The organism is Sphingobium salicis subsp. salicis, from assembly GCF_049472635.1.
Classification (GTDB): domain Bacteria; phylum Pseudomonadota; class Alphaproteobacteria; order Sphingomonadales; family Sphingomonadaceae; genus Sphingobium; species Sphingobium yanoikuyae_A.
In genome coordinates, this window is the sequence record NZ_JAYRCS010000001.1 from 3005066 (window position 1) to 3024262 (window position 19197).

Below are 19197 nucleotides of genomic sequence, written 5' to 3' on the forward strand. Positions count from 1 at the left end.
CTTGTCTTCCCCCTTATTCGGCCGGGACTGCGGCGGGTTCGCCGTCAGCCTTGGCATATTTGGCCAGCACCGCCTCGGTGATCGAATTGGGCAGCGGCAGCGGCTTTTCGAAGCGCGCGATCATCGGCAGGATGATCAGGAAATGCGCGAAATAATAGGCCGCGGCGACCTGGCTGATCATCACATAGGGTTCTTCCGCCGGCGCACCGCCGCAATAGCCCAGGATCAGCACGTCGAGCACCAGGATCCAGAAGAACGTCTTGAAGGTCGGGCGATAGCTGCCCGAGCGCACCGGCGAAGTGTCAAGCCAGGGCAGGAAGAAGAGCAGCAGGATCGATGCGAACATCGCCAGCACGCCCAGCAGCTTGGCCGGCACGAAGAAGAAGTCGACGGTGAAGGCGCGCAGGATCGCGTAGAAGGGCCAGAAATACCATTCGGGCACGATATGCGCGGGGGTCGAGAGCGGGTTCGCCTCGATATAATTGTCCGGGTGACCCAGATAATTGGGCGCGAAGAACAGCAGGATCGCGAACAGGATCAGGAAGATGCCCGCCCCGAAACCGTCCTTCGCGGTGTAATAGGGATGGAAGGGCACGGTATCCTGTGGCCCCTTAACCTCGACACCGGTCGGGTTGGAGGAACCGGGAATGTGCAGCGCCCAGATATGCAGGATCACCACCGCCGCGATCACGAAAGGCAGCAGGAAGTGGAGCGAGAAAAAGCGGTTCAGCGAGGCATTGCCGGGCGCAAAGCCGCCCAGCAGCCAGGTCTGGATCGGCTCGCCCACCACCGGGATCGCGCCGAACAGGCCGGTGATGACCTTGGCGCCCCAATAGCTCATCTGCCCCCAGGGCAGGACATAGCCCATGAAGGCGGTCGCCATCATCAACAGGAAGATGACGAGGCCGAGCAGCCAGACCATTTCGCGCGGCGCCTTGTAGGAGCCGAAATAGAGACCGCGGAAAATATGGAGATAGACGACAATGAAGAAGAAGCTGGCGCCGTTGGCATGGGCATAGCGCATCAGCCAGCCCGCATTCACGTCGCGCATCGTCTGTTCGACGGTGCCGAAGGCGACCAGCGTGTTGGCGCCATAATGCATCGCCATGACCACGCCGGTGACGATCTGAATCAGCAGCGCCAGGCCGGCGAGGACACCGAAATTCCAGAAATAATTGAGGTTGCGCGGTACCGGATAGCCGGCACCGACGGCATTGTAGACGAGACGCGGCAGCGGCAGCTTCTCGTCGACCCACTGCATCAGCGGATGCTTGGGGGTATAATGTTCAGCCCATGGAAAGCTCATGACGGTCCCCCTCAACCCACAAGAATGGCAGTGTCGGAAGTGAAGCTATACTTCGGCACTTCCAGATTCTTGGGGGCAGGCCCCTTACGGATGCGGGCGGCCGTGTCATAGGACGAACCGTGGCAGGGGCAGAAATAACCGCCGAATTCGCCGCGATTTTCGCCCTCGCCCGCGCCCAGCGGCACGCAGCCAAGATGGGTGCAGACGCCCATGGTGATCAACCACTGCTTCTTGCCGTCGACCGTCCGCTCCGCCAGCGTCTGCGGATCGCGCAGCGTGGACGGGTCGACCTTGTCGGCCTCGGCAATTTCCTTTTCGGTAAGCTGGCGAACGAACAGCGGTTGCGACCGGAAGGTGGTCTTGATCGCCTGGCCCGGCTGGATCGCGGAAAGATCGACCTCGGTCGATGCGAGCGCCAATACGTCGGCGCTGGGGTTCATCTGATCGATGAGCGGGAGAATGACGCCGACGGCGCCCACCCCTGCGAAGCTCACCGCAGCGATATTGATGAAATCGCGGCGACGCACTCCGTCTTCGCCGGATAGACCCTGCCCGTCAACTTGTTCTGAGTTCGCCATGCACCTCTACCCTTGCAAGACTTCCCTATTCACGCCGGAATGCCTTGAGTGATCCTGATTATCAAGGGAGTTAGGGTATACCCCGCCTCCCCCCGGCGTGGGTCAAAGGTCTGATAACCGGACTGTCAGGGCTTTGCCAACCGCAAAGTCATCCAGACTATGACAAATCGCCGCGCTGCATTATGCGACAGCCATGCGTATCGCTCTCTACCAGCCCGAAATCGCCGGCAATGTCGGTGCCATCCTGCGCCTCGCCGCCTGTTTTGCCGTGCCCGTCGACATCATCATGCCGACCGGATTCGCCTTTTCCGATGCCCGGCTGAAGCGCGCGGCAATGGATTATGGCGCATCGGCCGAAGTCGTGCGCCACGCCAATTTCGAGGCGTTCGACGCGGAAAGACGGGCCGCCGGCCGCCGCCTGCTGCTGATGAGCAGCCACGCGTCGGAACGACTGCCCGATGTGACATTTCGCAGTGACGATGTCTTGCTGATGGGATCGGAAAGCGCGGGCGTGCCCGATCATGTCCGCGATCTGGCCGATATTCGCGTGCGCATTCCGATGGCACCGGGCTTCCGCTCGCTCAACATCGCCGTTTCCACCGGCATCGCCGTTGCCGAGGCCCTTCGCCAGACCGGGAGTTTCCCTGCATGACGCCTGACATCCGCTTTCCCCTGAACCCGCAGCAGCAGGCGGCCCGTGCCTGGTTCGAATCGCTGCGCGACCGGATCTGCGCGGAGTTCGAGGCGATCGAGCGCGAAGCCGGCAGCGACGCCAGCTTCGCCTACACCCCCTGGGATCGCGAGGCCGAAGGCGTAGCGCCGGGCGAAGGCGGTGGCGGCGTGCGCGGGGTGATGAAGGGCAAGGTCTTCGAGAAGGTGGGCGTCAATATCTCCACCGTGACCGGCGATCTTGCCCCCGGCTTTGCCCAGACCATCCATGGCGCGGCCGACAATCCGGCCTTCTTCGCCACCGGCATAAGCTTGGTCGCGCATATGGCAAACCCGCATGTGCCGGCCGTCCATATGAACACCCGCTTCCTCAACACGACCAAGAACTGGTTCGGCGGCGGCGCCGACCTCAATCCGCCGCTGCCGCGCGACGAGGATACGGCGGATTTCCATGCGGTGTTGCAGGCCGCCTGCGACGCCCATGATCCGGCCTATTATCCGCGCTTCAAGGCCTGGGCCGACGACTATTTCTTCATCCCCCATCGCGGCGTGCATCGGGGCGTCGGCGGCATCTTCTACGATCATCTCGAATGCGCGGACGATGCGGCGTTCGACGCCAATTTCGCCTTCACCCGCGATGTCGGCGACGCGTTCCTGGCCGCCTTCCCGCCGATCGTGCGGCGGCGGATGAACGAGGCGTGGGGCGAGGAAGAGTATCGCACCATGCTGGAATGGCGCGGCCGCTATGCCGAATTCAACCTGGTCCATGACCGCGGCACCCTGTTCGGGCTCAAGACCGGCGGCAATATCGACGCGATCCTAATGAGCCTGCCGCCGATGGCGAGCTGGAGTTGATCGCGTGGCACTGACCCCGGTCGATCCGCGCGAGATCGCGACCATCGTCACCCATCTGGAAATGCGCGAGCGGCCCAGGCCCGCGCCGATCCCGCCCGCGCCGCTGCGGTTGGTACCGTGGAAGACGCCGGACCTTGCCGCCTATCGCGCTCTGTTCCGCCGCGTGGGCGAACCGTGGCTGTGGTTCTCGCGGTTGGTGATGCCGGACGTTCAACTCGCGGCCATCCTGCATGACCCCCTGGTCGAGGTTTATGCCGTCACCGATCCGCGCGGCGTGGAGGTCGGCCTGCTGGAACTGGATTTCCGCAGCCCGTCGCAATGCGAGCTGGCCTTTTTCGGGCTGGTGCCCTCGCTCAACGGCAAGGGGCTGGGCAAATGGCTGATGGCGCAGGCCAAGTCGCTCGCCTGGCGCAAGGGGGTGGAGCGCTTCTGGGTCCATACCTGCACGCTCGACAGTCCGGCGGCGCTCGGCTTCTACATCAGGTCAGGCTTCACGCCTTATGGCCGGGAGATCGAAACCTTTGCTGACCCACGCCTGCTGGGCCTGCTGCCGCCCGAAGCAGCGCCGCAGATCCCGATGTTCGGTCAGCCGGCCGACGCCTGACGATAGATGCGGGCCAGCATCACCAGCATATAGACCTGGATCACGGTCGATACCGCCGCCGAGGCGACGCCGCCCACCAGCCGGGCGGCCTCCGGCCCAGCGGCAAGGCCGGCGAGCGCACCGAAGATCGTCTGCGCCGCCATGCTGGCAATGCCCGACAGCAGGGTGATCAGGATGATGAAGCCCAGCAGCCGCCAGAAACAGCCCCGCGTCAGCGCCCAGGCATGGCGCAGCGAGGGCACCACCCCCTGATTGCCGTCGATCACCGCCGGATTGAGCAGCATCAGCCGGACGCTGGCGAAGATGGTGGCGCCGCCGACAAAGGCGCCGAGGATGGCGCCGATGCTGGTACCCACGGACTCCGAGACCAGGCTGGCCAGGACGGCGACCAGAATCGCGGCCAGCATCAGCCCGCCGATCAGGAACATGGCGAGCAAGGCGGTACCCAGCAGCACCGGCAGTCGCGCGAAGCCCAGGCGCAACGCCTCCCCAACGCTGATGCCCGGCCGCAGCGCCAGCGCAAACAGCGTCAGCGATCCGAACCAGATGATGACGACACCCAGCAGCATCGCCAGCGCAAAGCCCGGCGGAATATCGGGCAGGCCGGTGCGCTGGGGATTGGCCATCCATTCGGCCAGTTGCGGCGGCGTCATTTCCTGCAGGATCAGCCCCGGCAGGGCCAGGAACAGCAGCGCGACGGGAAAGAGCAGCGACGCTTCGCGGGCGACGAAGGCAACTGCCTCCTCCCACGCCTTGCCGATCGAGACTGCCGCCATATCTAATGCCTACCCCTGTCCTGCGAAATGCGGCCCGAGACTTGATCGCTCGCCCCGCTCAAGTCAAGGAAGCGCCATGACCGATCCCCTGCCCTTTCCTGACGTCGAGTGGCGCAGCGATGCCGCCCCCGTCGACTATCCGACCGCCCTTGCCGATATGGAGGCGCGGGCCGCCGCCATTTATGAGGGCGAGGCACGCGAGCGCGTCTGGCTGCTGGAGCATCCGCCGCTCTATACCGCGGGCACCAGCGCCGATCCGGCCGAACTGATCGATCCGCGCTTTCCCGTCCATGATGCCGGACGCGGTGGACGCTATACCTATCATGGGCCGGGCCAGCGCATCGGCTATCTCAACATCGACCTGCGCGAGCGCGGCAAGGATGTGCGCAATTTCGTCCATCATCTCGAAGGCTGGATGATCGACGCGCTCGCCGATCTGGGCATTGCCGCCCGCCGCGCCGAAGGGCGCATCGGCATCTGGACCGACGACCGGCAAGGACGCGAGGCGAAGATCGGTGCGCTGGGCATTCGCGTCCGTCGCTGGGTGACGCTGCACGGCTTTTCGATCAACGTCGATCCCGACCTGTCCCATTTTGGCGGCATCGTGCCGTGCGGGATCAGCGAGTTTCCGGTGACCAGCATCGCCGCACTGGGCGGCAATGCCTCGATGGAAGCCCTTGATGCCGCGCTCAAGGCACATTTCCCCGCCTTTCTCGGCCGGCTGCGGCGCTGCGGATCGGGCGACGGCACGGGACTTGAGCAATGCGGGACCGCCCGCTAGGGTCCGCCACTTCGCCAGGTGGGGGGCCGCCGGGCATGTTGAGCCATGTTATGGAGACCCGGATGCGCCTTGACGCAAGGATGATGACTGCCGCCCTGTTGATCGGCTGCATGCCGCTGGCAGGCTGCGGCGGTGGCGGCGAAAAGAGCGGCAACACGGTGCAGATGAAGGATATGGAAGTGGTCGATGGCACCGCCACCGACGCCATGACCGATCTGGACGGCGTCCAGAGCGAGGGTACCAGCCTGGCCTTGCCGGAAAACCGCGCCGAAACCAAGGCCGCTGCCCCGGCCAAGGCGGACAATGCGTCCGCCCCCGCCAATGATGAGGAAGTCGTGTCGGATCAGTGAGGCTTTTGCCGTTCACTTCCGATACAGCCGCGCTATAGTTGATGCCGTTATGGGGGAATTGGGCGTTCGCGCCGTCAAGACCCCGGCTGAGAGGGTTTATTCAATGACGTTCCGTTTTCGCTCGCGCCAGGCCTTTGCCGCCCTGACGATCGCCGCCGCGTCGCTCACCGCCGCGCAGCCGGCCGCCGCGCAATTCTTCTGGTCGCCGCCCGACATGTCGGCCCCGGCCCTGACCGACGAGGCCGCCGCCACCGCGCTGGGCCTGCCCGGCGCCACGGCGGACGAGATCAAGGCTGGCCTCACCTGGAACCTGCGTGCCGCGATCAACGTCGCCGCGCTGCAGTGCCAGTTCGAACCGACCCTGCTGTCGGTCAGCAACTACAATGCCATGATCGCCCATCATGACGCCGAACTTGACGCGGCGCAGGCGACGCTGCTCGGCTATTTCCAGCGCACCAAGGGCAAGGGCAAGCCCGGCCAGTCGGCATCCGACATGTATAATACCCGCATCTATTCGGGCTATTCGACGGTCCAGGCGCAGCGCGGCTTCTGCCAGGCGGCAGCGGCGGTCGGTCGCCAGGCGATCTTCGCCGATCGCGGCCAGCTCAACGTCGTCGCGCGCCAGGGCCTGGCCTCGATCAAGAAGTCGCTCGTCCATGCCGGCGAGCAATATTATGGCGATCCGGGCTGGAACTATCAGCTCGCTTTGCCCTCGCTCGACGCCAAATGCTGGAAAAAGGGTGTGCTGCTGCCCGAATGCCACCAGCAGTGGAACCAGAAGGCAGGCGTTCAGCCCTGATCTGACGATGACTTAACGCAGGCCCAGATATTTATGGGCCTGCACCGTCAGCCGCCAGCGCGGCCGGGCCATCACCAGATCGATGGCCGCGCGGGCATTGTCCACGGCATGGGCATCGTCGAGCGGCTGGACCAGCAGATGGTCGAAGCCCCAGCCCTCCATCGCCTCGACATCGGCCAGGCTGTGGCCGCCATCGGGCTGCGGCCAGACCAGCTTCAGCTCATTGCCCTTCACCTGGACCACGTCGCTGCCCGCCTTGGGGCTGATGCAGACCCAGTCGATGCCCGGATGCGCCGGCAAGGTGCCGTTGCTTTCGATCGCGATGGTGAAGCCACGGGCATGGAGCGCATCTATCAGCGCATCGTCGACCTGCAACATCGGCTCGCCACCGGTCAGGACGATATAGAGGCCTTCCCCCTCGCCCCAGAAGGCGAATGCCGCATCGGCGAGCGCGTCGGCGGTCGCGAACTTGCCGCCGCCATCACCGTCAGTGCCGACGAAGTCAGTGTCGCAGAAGCGGCAGACGGCATCGCGCCGGTCCTGCTCGCGCCCGCTCCACAGGTTGCAGCCGGCAAAGCGCAGAAATACCGCACGCCGCCCCGCCTGCACGCCTTCGCCCTGCAGGGTCAGGAACATTTCCTTGACCGCATAGGTCATGTGTCAGGCCTTTCCGGGACGCGTCGCATAGACGGTGGGATCGGGCAGCCCTGCTTCCTCGAAGCCCTTCGAGCGCAGGCGGCAACTGTCGCACAGGCCGCAATGCTTGTTGTCAGGCGTCGGATCATAGCAGGACCAGCTGAGCCCGGCGTCCAGGCCCAGGCGATGCGCCTCGCGCACGATGTCCGCCTTGGTCATGAACTGCAGCGGCGTGTTGATGCGGATCGGATGGCCCTCGACCCCCGCCTTGGTCGCCAGCGTCGCCATCTTCTGGAACGCGTCGATGAATTCGGGACGGCAGTCGGGATAGCCCGAATAGTCGAGCGCATTGACACCGATATAGATGTCGCTGGCCGACGCGACTTCGGCCAGGCCCAGCGTCAGCGACAGGAAGATGGTGTTGCGCGCCGGCACATAGGTGACGGGGATTTCGTCGCCCACGCCGCCCTTGGGCACTTCGATGTCGGCGGTCAGCGCCGACCCGCCAAAGGCCGTGAGGTCGAGCGGCAGCACGATGTGCGACATGGCATTGAGCGCCGTTGCGACCTTGGCCGCGGCGCGCAGTTCGACGCGATGCCGCTGATTATAATCGATCGTCAGCGCCAGGACGCGATAGCCCGCTTCGCGCGCAAGCCCGCCCGCGACCATTGAATCCAGCCCGCCCGAAAGCAGGACGACGGCGAATTTTCCATTCTGTGCGACCATGATGCTGCGCTAGACCTCGTTATGTTGCAGTGCAAGGGGGCCGCCGGTCAGCGGCATGCCCCGACATGGCGCCCTTCGACCATGTTGGAAAAGGGCGCGCCGTCGCTGATCCCCTGCGATCGTATCTGGATGAGGCGCGGCGTTTCGACGCGCAGGTCGGTGCGCGCATTGCCGGCTGCCCCGCAATCGAAGGTCACGGTGGCGGCAGCAGGCGCATCGCTGACCACGAACGGCTTGCAGCCGAGGCCGGCATTGGCCGGCTCCAGCAACTGATGCGGCATCGTCACGCACAGGCGGCGGGGCGGCGCGGTGGGATCGTCGCGCAGGCGCAATTCCCATTCGCCCGTTTCCAGCTTGGCGAGCGCAGCCAGTTGCGGCGCGTTCGCCGCCCCGGCCCAGCTTGCCATCATCATTGCCGCCGCGGCGCCCAGCGCCTGCAGCCCCAGCCTTGCCATCTTGCGTCCAGACCTTGTCATCGGCGCCGGGGAGCGGCGCCATGCTTCATCCTGTTGTGCCGCGCAATTGCGGCAATTTGATAGCGCGGGGCGAACGGCCCTGCCGCAATTGCCCCGCGCCGGCTTTCAATGGGTCACGAAACTGTCCAGCGCGAGCGGGAACAGCCGCGAGCAGAAGGCGCAATCGACGCCGATAATGCCCTTCTCGTCCGCCATCGCCACCCGTTCATCCGCCGGGAAGCGGCCGATCACATCGCGAATATGGGCAAGGTCACAGCGACAGCCCTTGGCGAGCGCCGTCGTTTCGGTGACGCGCACCTCTTCCTCCTCATGGAACAGGCGCCAGGCGATGTCGGTCAGCGGCAGGTCGAGATCGGTGAGTTCCTCGTCGTGCAGCGTACCGGCCAGCGCCTGCACATGTTCCCATTCGGGATGATCGTGGCGCACATGCAGGCGCTCGCGCCCCACTTCGCCCTCGGGCAGATGCTGCAGCAGCAGGCCTGCCGCGACGCAGCCTTCGCCCGGCTCATGCCGGGTCGCGATCTGGACGATGCTGGGGATCTGTTCGGACTGGAAGAAATAATGCTCCGCCGCCTCGGCCAGCGACGATCCATCCAGCGGCACGATGCCCTGATAGCGCTCGCCGGTCGCCGCCTGGTCGAAGGTGATCGCCAGATAGCCCTTGCCGAACAGGCCGAACAGGGTCGGATCGCTGCCGATTTCCGCCAGCCGCTCGGCATCGAACTTGGCATAGCCGCGCAATTCACCGCCCTTGTAGTCGGCCACCAGCAGGCTGACGACGCCATTTTCGGTCTGCGCCTGCAGGGTCAACTGGCCGCCGGCATCCTTGAGCAGGCTGCCGAGCAGCGCGCCCAGCACCAGCGAGGACGCCAGCACCCGCTCGATCGCCGGGGGATAGGCATGGGCAGACAGCACCTGGTCCAGCACCGGCCCCAGCCGCACGAAACGGCCGCGCACATGGCGCGAGGGGATGGTGAAGCCAAGGGCCTGATCGACATTGCTACTGGTCACGATATTTCCTTCCGATCCACCCGCCCCGAAAGCCGCGAGGGCCCGTCCTCCGCTTCCCAGCGCAGGACAGGCCCCGTCATCTTTCAGGGCGAACGGAAAATTTCGCCCGAATATAGGGTGAGCTTACAGCTTTCCAAGCGCCCAGAGCAGAACCGACTTCTGGGCATGGATGCGGTTCTCCGCCTCGTCCCAGATCAGCGACTGCGGGCCGTCGATCACCGCCTCGACCACTTCCTCGCCGCGATGGGCGGGCAGGCAGTGGAGGAATTTGGCGTCTGCCTTGGCGCCCGCCATCAGTTCCGGCGTCACCTGATAGGGCATCATCGCCGCCAGCTTCGCCTCGGCATGGGCCTGGCCCATGGAGATCCAGGTGTCGGTGACCACGACGTCGGCGCCGGCCACCGCCTGCGCCGCATCGCGAGTCAGGGTGATGGTCGAACCGGCCGCCTGCGCCGCCGCGGCAAAGGACGGATCGGGATCATAGCCCTCAGGGATGCCCATGCGCACGTCGAACTTCATCAGGCCCGCGGCCTCGACGATCGAGTGGAGGACGTTGTTGCCGTCGCCCAGCCAGGCCCACTGGCTGCCGGGCAGCGCCAGGCCATGCTCGACCACGGTCAGCAGGTCGGCAACGATCTGGCAGGGATGCGACAGGTCGGTCAGGCCATTGATGACCGGGACGCTGGCATATTCGGCCATTTCCTCGATCTTGGCATGGTCATCGGTGCGGATCATGATCGCGTCGGCCATGCGGCTGAGTACACGCGCCGTGTCGGCGACGGTCTCGCCACGGCCGAGCTGGCTGGTCGCGCCGTCCAGGATCAGCGAATTGCCGCCCAACTGGCGGATTGCCATGTCGAAGCTGACGCGGGTGCGCGTGCTGTTCTTCTCGAAGATCATCGCCAGCGTGTGGCCGGCCAGCGGCGCATCGGCGTCGACCCAGCCCTTGGGCTTGCCCGCGCGCGCCGCCTTGCGGTCGATGGCGTCGGCGATCATCGCGGCGATCGCGTCGCCACCCGCATCGGTGAGATTCAGGAAATGCTTGGTCATTGGAAACAACCTCTAACCCGTTCAGGCTGAGCGAAGTCGAAGCCCCCGCCTGAACGAAGTGAAGGCACCTCGCTTTGCTCGGCGATACCCTTCGACTTCGCTCAGGGCGAACGGAAACTAAATGGTCAGGCCGCCTTGGCGTCCGCGAAGCTCCGCGCACCGGCGGAAATCTTCTCGATGCACTCGGCGATATGGCTTTCGTCGATGACGAGCGGCGGCAGGATGCGCAGCACATTCTGGCCCGCCGATACCGACAGGAAACCATGATGGTCGCGCAGATGGCCGACAAAGGCGCGCGCATCATAGGCATCCTTCATCTTGACGCCCAGCATCAGCCCCATGCCGCGCACATCCTCGAACATGTCGTCATGGTTCGGGATCATCTGCTCCAGCGCCGAACGCAGACGCGCGCCCATCGCCGTCACCTGCTCCAGGAAGCCGTCCGCCAGCACCTCTTCCAGCACCGCAATGCCCACCGCCATGGCGAGCGGATTGCCGCCATAGGTGGAGCCATGGGTGCCGAACACCATGCCCTTGGCCGCTTCCTCGGTGGCGAGACAGGCGCCGAGCGGGAAGCCCGCGCCGATGCCCTTGGCCACCGCCATGATGTCGGGCTTCACGCCATATTGCTCATGGGCGAAGAAGGTGCCGGTGCGGGCATAGCCGCACTGCACTTCGTCCAGGATCAGCAGCAGGCCATGCTCGTCGCACGCCTTGCGCAGACCGGCCAGGAATGCCTGAGTTGCCGGAGTCACGCCGCCTTCGCCCTGCACCGGTTCCAGCAGGAAGCCGGCGGTGTTGTCGTCGATCGCCGCCAGTGCCGCGTCGAGATCGTTGAAGGGCACGACCTGGAAACCGGGCAGCAGCGGCTCGAACCCGTCGCGCATCTTGGGCTGGCTGGTCGCCGAAATGGTGCCCAGCGTGCGGCCGTGGAAAGCGTTGTCGAAGCTGATGATCTTGTGCCGATGCGCTTGCCCATTGGCATAATGATAGCGGCGCGCGGTCTTGATCGCGCATTCGACCGCTTCGGCACCCGAATTGGTGAAGAAGACGGTGTCGGCAAAGCTGTTATCGACCAGCTTCTGCGCAAATTCCTCCCCCAGCGGCGAACCGTAGAGGTTGGAGATATGCATCAGCGTCGCAGCCTGATCGGCAATGGTCTTCACCAGCTTCGGATGGCCATGGCCCAGCAGATTGACGGCGATGCCGCTGGCAAAGTCGAGATAGCGCTCGCCGCGCTCCCCGATCAGGTAGCAGCCCTCGCCTCGGACCGGACGCACATCGCACCGGGGGTAAACGGGCATGAGCGGCGTAATCGACATGTGCCTTCCCTTTCTGGGTTGATGCTGCGCGTCCGTGCGCATTGGATATAACGCAAAAAGGCGGCCCCCGCCGGGCCGCCCTTGTGCGAGTGCCGCCTATACAGGCCACCGGAAGGGGGTGCAACCCCGCAACCGGGCCAGTCGGCAGCCTATGGACTGATCGCGCCGTGAGCGATCAGGGCTGGCCGATCTGGCTCCAGGCATCGGCAATCTCGCCGACCATGGCGCGGGCCTGCTCGACCGGCGCGGCATCATGCTCCTTGGCGCTGACCAGCAGCAGGCGGCGCGCCTCGCGATAGATGCGCGCCAGGCCAGTGGCGATATCGCCACCCTTGTCGAAGTCGAGGCTGGCTTCCAGCGCGAACAGGATCGACATGGCGCGCGCCTGCTTGTCGGACACCTTCAGCCGGTCGCCATTGCGTTCGGCCAGCGCCGTGGCATCGAGCGCGATCAGCAGTTCGTCGAACAGGATCTTGACCAGCGCGTGGGGCGTGGCGCCCTCGATCCGGCTGCCCGAATGCACCGCCGCATAGCGTCGTGCCGCTGCCGTACCCGCAAAGCTGTGATTATAGAACATGCGTCAAAATCCCCGGTTAATCGTCACTGCTATTCCAGGCATCGATCTGCTGCTGGAGATAGCTTTGGGTTGCGTTGAGCGCAGACAACTTGGTCTGCATTGCCGAATAGATGGAAGTCAGGCGCGTCTCATAGTCGGCCATGTCCTCGTCCAGCTTTTCGAGCTGTTCGGTCAGGCTGTCGGCCAGCTTCTCATAACGGTCCTGCGCCGCCTTGATCGGGCCGTTCTCCAGCTCGATATTGTCGCGCACGCTGTCCATCAGGCCCGACAGGCCCAGATTGTCGGCGGTCGACTTGGCGGGGTTGAGCATCTTGGTGATGCCCGCCGGATCGGCGGCCAGCGCCTTGTCCAGCGTGTCGGTGTTGAGCGTCAGCGTGCCGTCGCGGTTGGTCGCGATGCCGATATCGGCCAGCGTCTTGTAGCTGCCGGTCGAGGCCAACTGGGTCGAGGTGATCTTCGAGAGCTGCGACTTCATGTCGCGCACTGCCGACACACCGTTCAGGACACCCGCTGTAGACGAATCCGTACCGGTCGAGGTCGACGTGTTCAGCGCCTTCATCAGCGTGTTATAGGCGTCGACAAATTCCTGCAGCAGATCCTTCATCGTCGCGGTCGGCTGGGTCATGGTCAGGTTGACCGTGCTGTTCACGTCCGCTGCGGTCAGTTCGATCCGCAGATAGGGGATCGCATCGTCGATGGTGTTGCTGGCATATTCATAGTCGGTGCCGTCGAGCGTGATCTTCGCATTGGCCGGGTCCGACGTCGAGGTCATCGCACTGCTGTTGAGGCCGGCGAGAACGCTGGTCGAGCTGTCGGCCGAGCTGGTGATGGTGAAATCATTGGCGGCGCCGGTTTCGCCCTTGAACACCAGCCGCGTGCCCTGTGCATCGGTGACGACGCTCGCGGTCACGCCGATGTTGGCGGCGTTGATCGCCGAAGCCAGGCCGGAGAAACTGTTATTGCTCGAATCGACGGTGATCGTCGCAGTCTTGCCGCCCGCCGTCGTGATGGTGAGCGAGCCGGTGCCGACCGCCGTGCTGCTGGTGGCACCGCTGGTCGCGGTAGAGGCGAAGATGCGGGCGGTCGCCAGCGACTTCACCACCAACTGTGCCGGCATGCCGGTCGGCGTGCCGCCGCTCAGCAGGCTGACCGACGCGATGTTGGTGTTGGTCGAATTGGGCGTGCCGGTATATTCGGCACCCGACAGGACGCTGGTGAGCGCATCGGCAAAGGTGTCGAGCGAACTGATGGCCGACGCCAGCGCCGAGATGCGGGCATTGTTGGTCGTCTGCTGGGTGGTGATCGCGGACTGGCGCGGGTCACGGGTCGCACTGACCAGGCTGGTGACGAGCGCGCTCGTGTCGATGCCCGAATTGGCACCCAGCGCCGACAGGATGCTGCTCCCTACCGATGTCGTCGTCGTTGCCATGGGCCGTCCTTTCAAATGAGAGAACGGCCGTAGCGCGAAGATGTTTAGGAATGATTTTCAAGCTGATGGCAAAGCCCGCAAAAAAGCGGGCATGGCCGCGATCAGATCGCCGATGCGGACAGGATCTGGTCGACGGTCCCGCGCGCGACATGCGCCTGGGCCGCATAGGCATAGCTGGCCTGCTGGGCGATCCGCTTGGCCAGATCGGCGGCCTGCTCCACCGCCTCGCGCGTGGCGGGCGGCAGCGGAATGTAGATGAAGGGCTGCGGCATCATCGCCTGGACGGCGGCCGATGCACCATCGACCGACACATCCCCCTGCCCGGCGCGCATATCGGCCAGGATATCGGCGATCCGGGCATGGATGCGCGCATATTCGGCGGCGCCGGCGGCATCCTCGTCGACCGCAACGATATCGACTGCAAAACTCTCCTGCCTGCGCGCATCGCTGGCAGACATGTTGCCCTGCTCGGTCGCAGATTCCGTCGCTGAAACCGGCTGAACGGCCGCAGCCGGCACCGGCGCGCGAACGACGCTCCGATCCACTGGCGAAATCTCGCTACGCGAAAAATACTCGTTCATGACGCACCATCCTAATGCGTCCCCGTAAACAGAATACGGACAAGCGTGGCTAAACTTTAATTCACCATCGCCCTAATTCTTCGATCAACTGCCAAGTATCAGCAAATTCTCTACAATTTCTTTCCATCCGGATCGAAACGCAGATCTTCGGGCACGGTAATGAACGGACGGTCCATTTCCGTCGCCATCTTGTTCTCGACCCGGAAGACGAAGGCCAGCACCGTCGCCACCGCCATGTAGAGGCCTTCATTGACGATCTCGCCAGCGCGCGAGGTGAAGTAGATGGCGCGCGCCAGTTCCGGATATTGCAGCACCGACACGCCATGATCCTCGGCCAGTTCGCGGATCGAGGCCGCGATCGCGTCACAGCCGCGCGCGACCACGACCGGTGCGGCATCCACGCCGGGCCGATAGCGCAGGGCCACCGCGAAATGGGTCGGGTTGGTGATGATGACGCTGGCCTCTGCCACCGCCTGGCGGGTCGATCCGTTCAGCACCTCGAACTGGCGCCGGCGGATCTGACCCTTGAGTTCGGGCGAGCCTTCGCTTTCCTTATGCTCGTCCTTGATGTCCTGCTTGCTCATGCCCAGCCGCTTGGCGCGCTGGAAAATCTGCATCGGCACGTCGATGCCGGCGATCACGAACAGCCCGCCCGCCATCACCAAGCAGACCAGGATGAACATGTTGCCAAGGTCGCTGATCGCATTGCCGACCCCCGCCTTGCCCAGGCCGATGATCGCGGTCAGCCGGTCCCAGATCATCCAGAAGCCGACCGCGCCCAGCAGCCCCACCTTGGCGATCGACTTGACCAGTTCGATCAGCCCCTGTGCGCCGAACATGCGCTTGAGGCCAGAAGCGGGGTTCATCTTCGACGCCTTGGGCGCGAAGGCGCCGGGACGAAAGCCCAGCGAACCGAGCAGCGCCGGCGCCGCGATCGCGGCAAAGAAGGTCGCGAGCAATACGCCGCCCACCGGCAGCGCGATGTCCGCCAACAGGCCGGTGCCGCGCGTTACCGGCGAGAAGTTCACGATATCCTCGCGCCCGAAGCGCAGCGCGCGGGTCAACATGCCCGACAGCGCGTCGATCAGGCCCGGCCCCGCGACCGCCAGCCAGCCGATGCCGGCCATCACCACCAGGGCCGTCCCCAGTTCGCGGGACTGGAGGATGTCGCCTTCCTTGGCGGCATCCTGCAATTTCTTCTGTGTCGGTTTTTCGGTCTTTTCACCGCCCTCGGATCCGCCCGCCATGGCTCAGCGCCCTTCCGAGATGGCGCGGGCCTGTTCCAGCCCCGACTTGAGCGCGATGGTGATCCCCTCGCCCATCACCGGCACCGCCATCGCCAGCAGCACCAGTCCCGCCATCACCGCCATCGGCATGCCGACGGCGAACAGGTTGAGCGCAGGTGCGGTGCGCGCCAGCATGCCCATGACGATCTGCACCAGCACCAGCGCAAAGCCGACCGGCAGCGCGATCGTCACCCCGGCGCCCAGCAGCGAGCCGCCAAACTGGATCATGTGCCAGACCGCATCATTGCTGAGCATCGCCGCGCCCGGCGGCAGCGCCTTGTAGCTCTGCACCACGAAGCTGACGAGCAGCAGATGGCCGTCCATCGCCAGCAGCAGGAAGGTCGAGAGGATCGACAGGAACTGGCCGACCGCCTGCGTCCCCTGCCCCGATCCCGGATCGACCATCGCGGCAAAGCCCAGCCCCATGGTGTTGGCAATCGCCTCACCCGCGACGAAGGCGGCGGAATAGCCGATCTGCACGGCAAAACCCATGGCAAGGCCCGTCAGCACTTCGCCGGCGACCAGCATCACGCCTTCGAAACTGGCCACGCCGTCATGCGGCAACTGGATAGTGACGCTGTTGAGGGCGGCCATGCCAAGCGCGAGCGACAGGATCAGGCGCAACTGAAGCGGCATCGCGGGCGCACCGAAGACGGGCGCGGCCAGGAAGGCCGCACCGGGGCGGATCATGGCGATCAGCCAGATCCACAATTGCGTCTCGACGCCTGCGAAGCCGGGTGCGATCATTGCAGCAGGTCCGGTATCCGCTCGAATATCTCGCGCGTGAAGTCGGCGATCAGCACCATGATCGACCCACCGAACAGGGTCAGCATCGCACCCACGACCAGAATCTTGGGAATGAAGCTGAGCGTCTGTTCATTGATCGACGTCGCGGCCTGGACCATGCCGATCAGCACGCCCGCGACCAGCGCCGGAATCAGGATCGGCGCCGTCGCCAGCGCCGTGATCCACAGCGCATGCTGTGCCAGGCCCATGAAGAAATCCGCACTCTCCATTGCCGCCCTCCTATGTCGCGAAGGAGCCGGCGAGCGACCCCATCGTCAGCGCCCAGCCATCGACCAGCACGAACAGCAACAGCTTGAAGGGCATGGAGATGATCGTGGGCGACAGCATCATCATGCCCAGCGCCATCAGGGTCGATGCGACGACCAGGTCGATGATGAGGAAGGGCAGGAAGATCATGAAGCCGATCTGGAACGCGGTCTTCAACTCGCTGGTGACGAAGGCCGGCAGCAGGATCGTGAAGGGAATGTCGTCAGGCGTGCGGAAGGCCGGGGCCTCCGCCATGTTGGCGAACAGCTTGAGGTCGCTCTCGCGCGTCTGCTTGGCCATGAAGCCGTGCAGCACCTTGCCCGAACGGCCGACCGCTTCCTCGATCGAAATCTGGCCCTTGCCATAGGGATCATAGGCCTGGCCGTTGATCTGGTCGATCACCGGCCGCATCACGAACAGCGACAGGAACAGCGCAAGCCCGACCAGCACCTGGTTGGGCGGCGTCTGTTGCAGGCCCAGCGCCTGGCGCAGCAGCGACAGGACGATGATGATCCGGGTGAAGCTGGTCATCATGAGGATCAGCGACGGCAGGACCGACAGCAGGCTCATGAGGACAAGGATCTGCAGCGACAGCGACAGCGAGCGGCCGTCGCCCGAAATCTGTCCCATCGCGCGGGTCAGCGCGCCGCCATTGTCGACCGGCGCCGGCGCGGCCGGCACCGCCTGCGCCAGCGCAGGATCGACCAGCATCAGCCCGGCGGTCAGCAGGATGCCGCCGACCAGCCAGTGACTAGCGCGCACGATAGGGGTCGCCTTCCGCGATCTTCTCGATCCGGCCACGGGTGACCGACAGCAGGATCTTCTTGCCCTCGAACTCGACCACGGCCAGCTTGCCGAACGTGCCCATGGGCAACGCTTCCAGCAGCTTCAGCGACCGGTCATTCTGGCCGACCATCATGCCGGGCTGATATTTGCGCCACAGCCACAAGGCACCAAAGGCCATGCCGCCCACAAGCGGCAGCAGGATCAGCAATTTGACGAAATACCAGAACATGCACGCGCCCCGCGTTTAGGTTAATGCGTCATCCGATCCGCAAGAATGGGCCGCAAGGCAAGCGCAAAAGCACGGCCCTGCGATCAGCCGCGCCGTTCGACCCCGGCCATGCGGGTTTCGGTGGCGGCGATATCGACGATGCGGATGCCATAGCGGCCGTTCACCGTCACGACCTCGCCCTTGGCGATCAGCGCGCCATTGACCATGATGTCGAGCAGTTCGTCGGCCTGGCGATCCAGTTCCACGATGCTGCCTTCGGCCAGGTCCATGACTTCGGCCAGGCGCAGCGAAGTCGATCCGACCTCCACCGACATACGCACCGGAATATCGGCCAGCAGCTTGAACTGGCGGTTCGCCGCCATGCGGCTGGCGCTGTCTTCCCCACGGGGATCCATCATCGGGGCGTCGCTCATATCACTCATTGTTCCGGTCCCTGTGCAATCTTTTCAATCTGGAAGGCGGCACGGCCATCCTGTTCGCCGATCGTGCCGTGCGCGACGATCCTGTCGCCGACGATCAGCGGCAGGCTGCGGCCGATCGTCACGGGTATGATGTCGCCGGCCTTGAGCTGCATCAGCTCCGCCAGCGAGAGATTGGGGCGGGCCAGCACGGTGCGGGCCGGCAGGCGGATGTCGCGCATGCGTCGCGCCACACGGGCCTGCCATACCGGATCGACATGCTCGTCATCGCTTGCGACCTTGCTACCCATCAGCGCCTCGACGCCGCGCAGCGCCGCCAGCGGGAAGACCATGTCGATCGACCATTCGCGATCGCGGTCCAGCCCGACGCGGAAGCGCTGCACCACCATCTGGTCGGCGGGCTGGGCAGCGGCAGCAAAGCCAATGCCGGTTTCACGCAGCAGCAGGCCGGGTTCCAGGGGCAGGACTTCGGACCAGCATTCGACCATGCGGGCCATGATGGTTTCCGACAGCCGGGCGATCAGCCGGTCTTCGGTCGGGGTAAATTCGCCGCGCGCGGACAGCGCCCGGTTGCCAAGGCCGCCATAGAAGCAGTCGACCAAGGTCGAGATCATGGTGGCGTCCATGCACAGCAGCATCTGCCCCTTCAGGGGCAGCAGGCGATAGATGGACAGGCTGCAGAAATTGGGGGCGCCGGCCGACCAGGCGCCGAACTCCACGACCCGCGCATCCTCGGCCGCGACGTGCGGGCGGATGCCGGAAATGGGTTCGATCAGCGCACGGATACGCCGGCCGAGCTTTTCACCCAGCCGGTCGAGGCCCGACAGCATTACCGGAGCTTGCGCGTCTCCCCGCCCGAAGGCGAAGGATTGAACGTGATTCATGTCTGTCCCCTGCC

25 protein-coding genes and 1 pseudogene are annotated in these 19197 nt (G+C 64.8%); 7 read left to right on the top strand and 19 right to left on the bottom strand.

Going from position 1 to position 19197, the window contains the following annotated elements:
• Nucleotides 1-13 precede the first annotated feature (13 nt).
• Together VHN57_RS14620 and petA are read right to left on the bottom strand one after the other, a co-directional pair.
• Entirely contained in the window at nt 14-1306 is a 1293-nt protein-coding gene (locus VHN57_RS14620) for a cytochrome b (RefSeq protein ID WP_188082018.1), read from the bottom strand.
• Between the two features lie 11 nt (nt 1307-1317).
• Nucleotides 1318-1884, bottom strand: a complete 567-nt coding sequence (petA, locus tag VHN57_RS14625; protein WP_026109474.1) for a ubiquinol-cytochrome c reductase iron-sulfur subunit — start codon at nt 1882-1884, stop codon at nt 1318-1320.
• Nucleotides 1885-2077: 193 nt separating this feature from the next.
• Here petA and VHN57_RS14630 point away from each other — a divergent pair, with 193 nt between their 5' ends.
• Genes VHN57_RS14630 through VHN57_RS14640 form a run of 3 tightly spaced genes read left to right on the top strand, consistent with a single transcriptional unit; the run spans nt 2078 to nt 4012 of the window.
• Entirely contained in the window at nt 2078-2536 is a 459-nt protein-coding gene (locus tag VHN57_RS14630) for a tRNA (cytidine(34)-2'-O)-methyltransferase (RefSeq protein ID WP_037507697.1), read from the top strand.
• Entirely contained in the window at nt 2533-3408 is an 876-nt protein-coding gene (hemF, locus tag VHN57_RS14635; RefSeq protein WP_423284295.1) for an oxygen-dependent coproporphyrinogen oxidase, read from the top strand. The genes VHN57_RS14630 and hemF overlap by 4 nt, the downstream gene beginning before the upstream one ends.
• 4 nt (nt 3409-3412) lie before the next feature.
• Nucleotides 3413-4012, top strand: a complete 600-nt coding sequence (locus VHN57_RS14640; RefSeq protein WP_278983408.1) for a GNAT family N-acetyltransferase — start codon at nt 3413-3415, stop codon at nt 4010-4012.
• Here VHN57_RS14640 and VHN57_RS14645 read toward each other — a convergent pair.
• Nucleotides 3994-4788 carry a hypothetical protein gene (locus tag VHN57_RS14645; RefSeq protein WP_004208165.1) on the bottom strand — a complete coding sequence of 265 codons (795 nt, stop codon included), beginning with the start codon at nt 4786-4788 and terminating at the stop codon, nt 3994-3996. The two genes, VHN57_RS14640 and VHN57_RS14645, sit on opposite strands and share 19 nt — an antisense overlap.
• Before the next feature lie 76 nt (nt 4789-4864).
• Here VHN57_RS14645 and lipB point away from each other — a divergent pair, with 76 nt between their 5' ends.
• The 3 genes from lipB to VHN57_RS14660 all read left to right on the top strand — a co-directional run bounded on the left by lipB (nt 4865) and on the right by VHN57_RS14660 (nt 6718).
• Nucleotides 4865-5569, top strand: a complete 705-nt coding sequence (gene lipB / locus VHN57_RS14650) for a lipoyl(octanoyl) transferase LipB (protein WP_069335739.1) — start codon at nt 4865-4867, stop codon at nt 5567-5569.
• A gap of 62 nt (nt 5570-5631) precedes the next feature.
• Nucleotides 5632-5919, top strand: a complete 288-nt coding sequence (locus VHN57_RS14655) for a hypothetical protein (protein ID WP_037517609.1) — start codon at nt 5632-5634, stop codon at nt 5917-5919.
• A gap of 103 nt (nt 5920-6022) precedes the next feature.
• Nucleotides 6023-6718, top strand: coding sequence for a hypothetical protein (locus VHN57_RS14660; RefSeq protein WP_037517606.1), 696 nt, complete (start codon nt 6023-6025; stop codon nt 6716-6718).
• A 12-nt stretch (nt 6719-6730) separates the two neighbouring features.
• On the opposite strand, the gene queE is transcribed toward VHN57_RS14660, so the two are convergent.
• The 5 genes from queE to argF form a co-directional block, all read right to left on the bottom strand.
• A complete protein-coding gene (gene queE, locus VHN57_RS14665) occupies nt 6731-7375 on the bottom strand; it encodes a 7-carboxy-7-deazaguanine synthase (RefSeq protein WP_278983403.1) in 645 nt (214 codons plus the stop codon).
• Nucleotides 7376-7378: 3 nt separating this feature from the next.
• Nucleotides 7379-8080 carry a 7-cyano-7-deazaguanine synthase QueC gene (queC, locus tag VHN57_RS14670; protein WP_004208170.1) on the bottom strand — a complete coding sequence of 234 codons (702 nt, stop codon included), beginning with the start codon at nt 8078-8080 and terminating at the stop codon, nt 7379-7381.
• Nucleotides 8081-8127: 47 nt separating this feature from the next.
• On the bottom strand, nt 8128-8535 hold the full coding sequence (locus tag VHN57_RS14675; RefSeq protein WP_278983400.1) for a DUF3617 domain-containing protein: 408 nt from the start codon (nt 8533-8535) through the stop codon (nt 8128-8130).
• Between the two features lie 126 nt (nt 8536-8661).
• Entirely contained in the window at nt 8662-9567 is a 906-nt protein-coding gene (gene hslO / locus VHN57_RS14680; RefSeq protein WP_278983398.1) for an Hsp33 family molecular chaperone HslO, read from the bottom strand.
• 123 nt (nt 9568-9690) lie between these two features.
• Nucleotides 9691-10617, bottom strand: a complete 927-nt coding sequence (gene argF / locus VHN57_RS14685; RefSeq protein ID WP_037507687.1) for an ornithine carbamoyltransferase — start codon at nt 10615-10617, stop codon at nt 9691-9693.
• An 84-nt stretch (nt 10618-10701) separates the two neighbouring features.
• On the opposite strand from argF, the pseudogene VHN57_RS14690 reads away from it, so the two are divergent.
• Nucleotides 10702-10755: pseudogene (locus VHN57_RS14690) on the top strand (hypothetical protein); the annotation flags it as partial.
• Here VHN57_RS14690 and VHN57_RS14695 read toward each other — a convergent pair.
• The 11 genes from VHN57_RS14695 to VHN57_RS14745 all read right to left on the bottom strand — a co-directional run bounded on the left by VHN57_RS14695 (nt 10743) and on the right by VHN57_RS14745 (nt 19183).
• Nucleotides 10743-11939 carry an aspartate aminotransferase family protein gene (locus VHN57_RS14695; protein WP_278983397.1) on the bottom strand — a complete coding sequence of 399 codons (1197 nt, stop codon included), beginning with the start codon at nt 11937-11939 and terminating at the stop codon, nt 10743-10745. The pseudogene VHN57_RS14690 and the gene VHN57_RS14695 sit on opposite strands and share 13 nt — an antisense overlap.
• Before the next feature lie 175 nt (nt 11940-12114).
• Nucleotides 12115-12516, bottom strand: coding sequence for a flagellar export chaperone FliS (locus VHN57_RS14700; RefSeq protein ID WP_004208175.1), 402 nt, complete (start codon nt 12514-12516; stop codon nt 12115-12117).
• A gap of 16 nt (nt 12517-12532) precedes the next feature.
• Complete coding sequence (gene fliD, locus VHN57_RS14705; protein ID WP_278983395.1) at nt 12533-13945, bottom strand: flagellar filament capping protein FliD; 1413 nt, start codon at nt 13943-13945, stop codon at nt 12533-12535.
• Nucleotides 13946-14046: 101 nt separating this feature from the next.
• The gene (locus tag VHN57_RS14710; protein ID WP_010338839.1) at nt 14047-14526 is read right to left on the bottom strand and encodes a hypothetical protein; all 480 of its coding nucleotides are present in this window, start codon (nt 14524-14526) and stop codon (nt 14047-14049) included.
• A 110-nt stretch (nt 14527-14636) separates the two neighbouring features.
• Nucleotides 14637-15773 (bottom strand): flagellar type III secretion system protein FlhB, encoded by a 1137-nt coding sequence (gene flhB / locus VHN57_RS14715; protein WP_069335734.1) that lies wholly within the window; start codon nt 15771-15773, stop codon nt 14637-14639.
• A 3-nt stretch (nt 15774-15776) separates the two neighbouring features.
• Entirely contained in the window at nt 15777-16559 is a 783-nt protein-coding gene (gene fliR / locus VHN57_RS14720; RefSeq protein WP_004208179.1) for a flagellar biosynthetic protein FliR, read from the bottom strand.
• Complete coding sequence (gene fliQ, locus VHN57_RS14725; protein ID WP_278983393.1) at nt 16556-16828, bottom strand: flagellar biosynthesis protein FliQ; 273 nt, start codon at nt 16826-16828, stop codon at nt 16556-16558. Before fliQ ends, fliR begins: the two co-directional genes overlap by 4 nt.
• Nucleotides 16829-16838: 10 nt before the next feature.
• On the bottom strand, nt 16839-17576 hold the full coding sequence (fliP, locus tag VHN57_RS14730) for a flagellar type III secretion system pore protein FliP (protein WP_169863187.1): 738 nt from the start codon (nt 17574-17576) through the stop codon (nt 16839-16841).
• Between the two features lie 40 nt (nt 17577-17616).
• Nucleotides 17617-17880 carry a FliO/MopB family protein gene (locus VHN57_RS14735; RefSeq protein ID WP_004208182.1) on the bottom strand — a complete coding sequence of 88 codons (264 nt, stop codon included), beginning with the start codon at nt 17878-17880 and terminating at the stop codon, nt 17617-17619.
• Between the two features lie 83 nt (nt 17881-17963).
• Nucleotides 17964-18302 (bottom strand): flagellar motor switch protein FliN, encoded by a 339-nt coding sequence (fliN, locus tag VHN57_RS14740; RefSeq protein WP_004208183.1) that lies wholly within the window; start codon nt 18300-18302, stop codon nt 17964-17966.
• The gene (locus VHN57_RS14745) at nt 18299-19183 is read right to left on the bottom strand and encodes a flagellar motor switch protein FliM (protein WP_278983392.1); all 885 of its coding nucleotides are present in this window, start codon (nt 19181-19183) and stop codon (nt 18299-18301) included. Before VHN57_RS14745 ends, fliN begins: the two co-directional genes overlap by 4 nt.
• Nucleotides 19184-19197: the final 14 nt, after the last annotated feature.

What these genes read in the sequence shown, in the direction of transcription:
- VHN57_RS14700 (WP_004208175.1), bottom strand. Translation starts at nt 12,516, where the DNA reads ATGTTCTATAATCACAGCTTTGCGGGTACGGCAGCGGCACGACGCTAT.
- fliD (WP_278983395.1), bottom strand. Translation starts at nt 13,945, where the DNA reads ATGGCAACGACGACGACATCGGTAGGGAGCAGCATCCTGTCGGCGCTG.
- VHN57_RS14735 (WP_004208182.1), bottom strand. Translation starts at nt 17,880, where the DNA reads ATGTTCTGGTATTTCGTCAAATTGCTGATCCTGCTGCCGCTTGTGGGC.
- VHN57_RS14710 (WP_010338839.1), bottom strand. Translation starts at nt 14,526, where the DNA reads ATGAACGAGTATTTTTCGCGTAGCGAGATTTCGCCAGTGGATCGGAGC.
- VHN57_RS14630 (WP_037507697.1), top strand. Translation starts at nt 2,078, where the DNA reads ATGCGTATCGCTCTCTACCAGCCCGAAATCGCCGGCAATGTCGGTGCC.
- lipB (WP_069335739.1), top strand. Translation starts at nt 4,865, where the DNA reads ATGACCGATCCCCTGCCCTTTCCTGACGTCGAGTGGCGCAGCGATGCC.
- fliQ (WP_278983393.1), bottom strand. Translation starts at nt 16,828, where the DNA reads ATGGAGAGTGCGGATTTCTTCATGGGCCTGGCACAGCATGCGCTGTGG.
- fliR (WP_004208179.1), bottom strand. Translation starts at nt 16,559, where the DNA reads ATGATCGCACCCGGCTTCGCAGGCGTCGAGACGCAATTGTGGATCTGG.
- VHN57_RS14745 (WP_278983392.1), bottom strand. Translation starts at nt 19,183, where the DNA reads ATGAATCACGTTCAATCCTTCGCCTTCGGGCGGGGAGACGCGCAAGCT.
- queC (WP_004208170.1), bottom strand. Translation starts at nt 8,080, where the DNA reads ATGGTCGCACAGAATGGAAAATTCGCCGTCGTCCTGCTTTCGGGCGGG.
- fliP (WP_169863187.1), bottom strand. Translation starts at nt 17,576, where the DNA reads ATGCTGGTCGATCCTGCGCTGGCGCAGGCGGTGCCGGCCGCGCCGGCG.
- VHN57_RS14695 (WP_278983397.1), bottom strand. Translation starts at nt 11,939, where the DNA reads ATGTCGATTACGCCGCTCATGCCCGTTTACCCCCGGTGCGATGTGCGT.
- VHN57_RS14645 (WP_004208165.1), bottom strand. Translation starts at nt 4,788, where the DNA reads ATGGCGGCAGTCTCGATCGGCAAGGCGTGGGAGGAGGCAGTTGCCTTC.
- petA (WP_026109474.1), bottom strand. Translation starts at nt 1,884, where the DNA reads ATGGCGAACTCAGAACAAGTTGACGGGCAGGGTCTATCCGGCGAAGAC.
- hemF (WP_423284295.1), top strand. Translation starts at nt 2,533, where the DNA reads ATGACGCCTGACATCCGCTTTCCCCTGAACCCGCAGCAGCAGGCGGCC.
- VHN57_RS14660 (WP_037517606.1), top strand. Translation starts at nt 6,023, where the DNA reads ATGACGTTCCGTTTTCGCTCGCGCCAGGCCTTTGCCGCCCTGACGATC.
- VHN57_RS14655 (WP_037517609.1), top strand. Translation starts at nt 5,632, where the DNA reads ATGCGCCTTGACGCAAGGATGATGACTGCCGCCCTGTTGATCGGCTGC.
- VHN57_RS14675 (WP_278983400.1), bottom strand. Translation starts at nt 8,535, where the DNA reads ATGGCAAGGCTGGGGCTGCAGGCGCTGGGCGCCGCGGCGGCAATGATG.
- VHN57_RS14620 (WP_188082018.1), bottom strand. Translation starts at nt 1,306, where the DNA reads ATGAGCTTTCCATGGGCTGAACATTATACCCCCAAGCATCCGCTGATG.
- argF (WP_037507687.1), bottom strand. Translation starts at nt 10,617, where the DNA reads ATGACCAAGCATTTCCTGAATCTCACCGATGCGGGTGGCGACGCGATC.
- fliN (WP_004208183.1), bottom strand. Translation starts at nt 18,302, where the DNA reads ATGAGTGATATGAGCGACGCCCCGATGATGGATCCCCGTGGGGAAGAC.
- flhB (WP_069335734.1), bottom strand. Translation starts at nt 15,773, where the DNA reads ATGGCGGGCGGATCCGAGGGCGGTGAAAAGACCGAAAAACCGACACAG.
- queE (WP_278983403.1), bottom strand. Translation starts at nt 7,375, where the DNA reads ATGACCTATGCGGTCAAGGAAATGTTCCTGACCCTGCAGGGCGAAGGC.